The organism is Jatrophihabitans sp. (genome assembly GCF_036389215.1).
GTDB lineage: Bacteria > Actinomycetota > Actinomycetes > Mycobacteriales > Jatrophihabitantaceae > Jatrophihabitans_A.
Window position 1 is genome coordinate 1 of the sequence record NZ_DASVQG010000362.1, and the last position, 2,979, is coordinate 2,979.

General features: G+C 69.9%; 4 protein-coding genes. All 4 read right to left on the minus strand.

Going from position 1 to position 2,979, the window contains the following annotated elements; genetic code table 11:
- Positions 1-60 precede the first annotated feature (60 nt).
- Positions 61-315 (minus strand): hypothetical protein, encoded by a 255-nt coding sequence (locus VF542_RS20825; RefSeq protein WP_408653616.1) that lies wholly within the window; start codon positions 313-315, stop codon positions 61-63.
- Positions 312-1,028: a GAF and ANTAR domain-containing protein gene (locus tag VF542_RS20830; RefSeq protein ID WP_408653617.1), complete on the minus strand. Its 717-nt coding sequence runs from the start codon at positions 1,026-1,028 to the stop codon at positions 312-314. Before VF542_RS20830 ends, VF542_RS20825 begins: the two co-directional genes overlap by 4 nt.
- A gap of 144 nt (positions 1,029-1,172) precedes the next feature.
- A complete protein-coding gene (locus VF542_RS20835) occupies positions 1,173-1,937 on the minus strand; it encodes an ANTAR domain-containing protein (RefSeq protein ID WP_408653618.1) in 765 nt (254 codons plus the stop codon).
- A 76-nt stretch (positions 1,938-2,013) separates the two neighbouring features.
- Positions 2,014-2,979, minus strand: a 966-nt coding sequence (locus tag VF542_RS20840; RefSeq protein WP_408653619.1) for a PhzF family phenazine biosynthesis protein, incomplete at its 5' end; no start/stop codon positions are given.

Sequence of the window (2,979 nt, forward strand, 5' to 3'; positions counted from 1 at the left end):
TCGGTGGTCGTGCTACTCGGTGGTCGTGCTACTCGGTGGTCGTGCTACTCGGTGGTCGTGCTACTCGGTGGTAGCGGTCTCGCGGTAACCCACCGGGTGGTCCTGGCCCAGTTCGATGAAGTACTCGTTGATCGCTTGGGCGATCAGGTTGTGCTGGTAGTTGTCGGGCACCAGCAGCCCGAGCACGTAGGCCTCCAACTCCAGCTCACCGATCGTGCCGCTGACCGCGATCTGGCGGAGCCACAGCTCCGGAAAGCTCATGCCGGACAGCCGCATTCCGTCCTGCAAGCTCATGCCGGACTCGGTGGCGGTCACAGTGCGATCCCTGCTTCACCGTCACCGACGACCTCGCGGGCCACCTCGAAGATGCTGCGGGTCTCTGCCCGCGAGCGCCGGATCAGCAAGCTGAGGGCTTCGGCCCGGCCCACGGACCGCCGCTTCATCAGGGCCGCCTCCGCCTCACCGATCAACCGGGCCCGGGCTTGGGCGGCTTCCATCCTGCCGGCCGACACCGGGTCATCGGCGCCAAGGCGCCCTCGTTCCGGGGGCGCCAGCAGCGCAGAGACGCAGCGGGCGAGCAGGCTGGCCACCGCCCGCGGCCGCTCGGCATCGAAGGCATAGCGGGACGAGGCGTAGAGGTTGATGGCCGCGGGGTGCTCCGGGCCGGGCAGCGGCAGCGAGATCGAGCTGCGCACGCCACGCTCGATGGCGGCCTCGGTGAAGCCCGGAAACCGTTCGCCGTCGGTGGTGGCGTCGAAATACTCGAATCGCTGCTCGCGGGCTGCCTTCATGCAGGGCCCGTCCCCCGCTTCGTACTGCGCCCGGTCCAGGTCCAGCGCCAGGCCGGCGGAGAACACGGGGGTGCGGTACCGGTCACCCTCGATCGTGGTGACGCTGCAGCCGACGGTGTCCGGTGCCACATCCCGGCCCAGTTCGACAGCCTGCTGCAGCAGCAAGCCCGCGTCCGAACCGGGCGGTGGCCCGGACGTGGCGCGCAGCAGCTCTGCCCACTGTTGATGTGTATTCACTGCCAACCCTCACAACAGCCGAACCGTTTTTCAACCGCCGGCACAAACAGATTTTTCAACCGTCGGCACAACAGAATAGCGAGGTTTCCTGCCGCCTGCGACCATTCAGCCTGCGACCGTTCGGTCAGCCCGGCGACCGTTCGGTCAGCCCGGCGACCGAACGTTGGCACGGTGGGGCAAGGGCGGCAGCTCGAGAGTACCTGTCTCGGTCACGTCCATCGCTACGTCCACCAGCTTGCGGTGCCCGTGTTGGCTGGCCATCCGCAGTAGGTCGAAGGCCTGCGGCTGGGTGATCTTGTACTGGTTCATCAGCACTCCGATCGCGACACCGATCCCCCGGTTGCTCTGCAACGCACGCTCCAGGTGGTGCACCTGCTCGTGCAGCCGGGCGCTGGTCATCGCGGTCGAGGCGTGCGTCGCCAGCATCATGGCCACGGTCTGATCTGCCTCGTCGAAGGCATCGGTCGCCGTGGAGTACAGGTTCAGCGCGGCGACCAGGTCGTCGTTCTCCAGGAACAGCCGGACCGAGAGCATGCTGTTGATGCCGTGCTCGGCCGCGGCTCGGCGGCCGAACTCGGGCCAGCGCTGGTCGGCCGCAAGGTCGCCGGTGCGGTAGATCTCCTCGTGGATGGCAGCGTCGACGCACGGTCCACTGCCGAGGTCGTACTGGATCTGATCGACCCGCGGTGCCAGCTCGCTGGTGGGCGCCACGGTCTCGAAGCGACCGCCACGGCCGCGGCTGACCGCCGCGTGCTGCGCCCCGCGCACCAGCGCCACGCTGCGACCGGTGATCACGGCCAGAGTGCCCTCCAGGCCGCGCTCGGACAGCAATTCGCGGCCCAGATCGGCGAACGACTCCGCCAGTTCTGCGACCGACTGCGACGCCCAGGACGATCGATTCAGTGCCATCGCCGGCTCGCTCTCTTCCACTGCCTGCCGGCCCGTGCCGGGTTCAGCAGGATCCGAAGTGGATGTGCCGCCGAAGCTACTCCTGCACAGCCCGCCCGCGCTTCTCCAGCGCCGCCGAAATCGGGCGAACCTGCGCGGGAGCCGGTGAACCGACGTGCCCCTCCGCTGTCCGCGCGCTGGTGCGGGTCCGTAGGACCCCGGACGGCGGCGGCTGGCTGTCCGGCTGGTCGATCGAGGTGACGGCCCCGGTGACCCACACCGAGGCCTGGCCGGCCGGCAGTTCGACGATCAGCTCGCTGGGCCGTCCGATCTGGGCGCCCTGCTCGATCCGGATCCGGGCCGGCGGCCGCACGATGCCGAGCGCCCCCAGGTAGGAGCCGTACGCCGCGGCCGCCGCGCCGGTCGCCGGATCCTCGACCACACCTCCGGCCGGGAACGGGTTGCGGGCCAGGTGCTCCACCGGGCTGATCCGGAACGCCAGGCTGACCGTGGTCCAGCCCTGCTCGGCGCACAGCCTTTGCAGCGCCGGGAAGTCATAGCTCATGGTCTCCAGGGTTTCCCGTTCGGCCAGGCCCAGGATCAGGTGCCAGGCCCCGGCGTAGGACAGCACCGGCGGCAGCCCGGGGTCCAGCACCCGCGACGTCCAGCCGAAGCAGTCCAGCGCCCGCTGCACCACTGCCTGCTCCACCGGCTGCTGGCGGGCCTCGACACTGGCGAGTCTCGTCCACCACTGGCCGGAGGAGCGCTGGCCGGTGGTCAGCGTCACCGGCCCGGCCGCGGTGTCCAGCACCAGGTCACCGGGGCCCAGCGCGTTGCCGAGTGCGGCGCCGAGCGCGACCGTGGCATGACCGCAGAACGGCACCTCGGCCAGCGGGGAGAAGTAGCGCACCGTGTAGCGGCGCCGATCGGCGACCGGTGGGCCGTCCAGCACGCACACCGTCTCGGAATAGCCGACGTCCGCGGCGACGGCGAGCATCTGGGCATCGCTCAGCGTCCCGGCATCGAGCACCACGCCGGCGGGATTGCCACCCTCGCCGTTCAG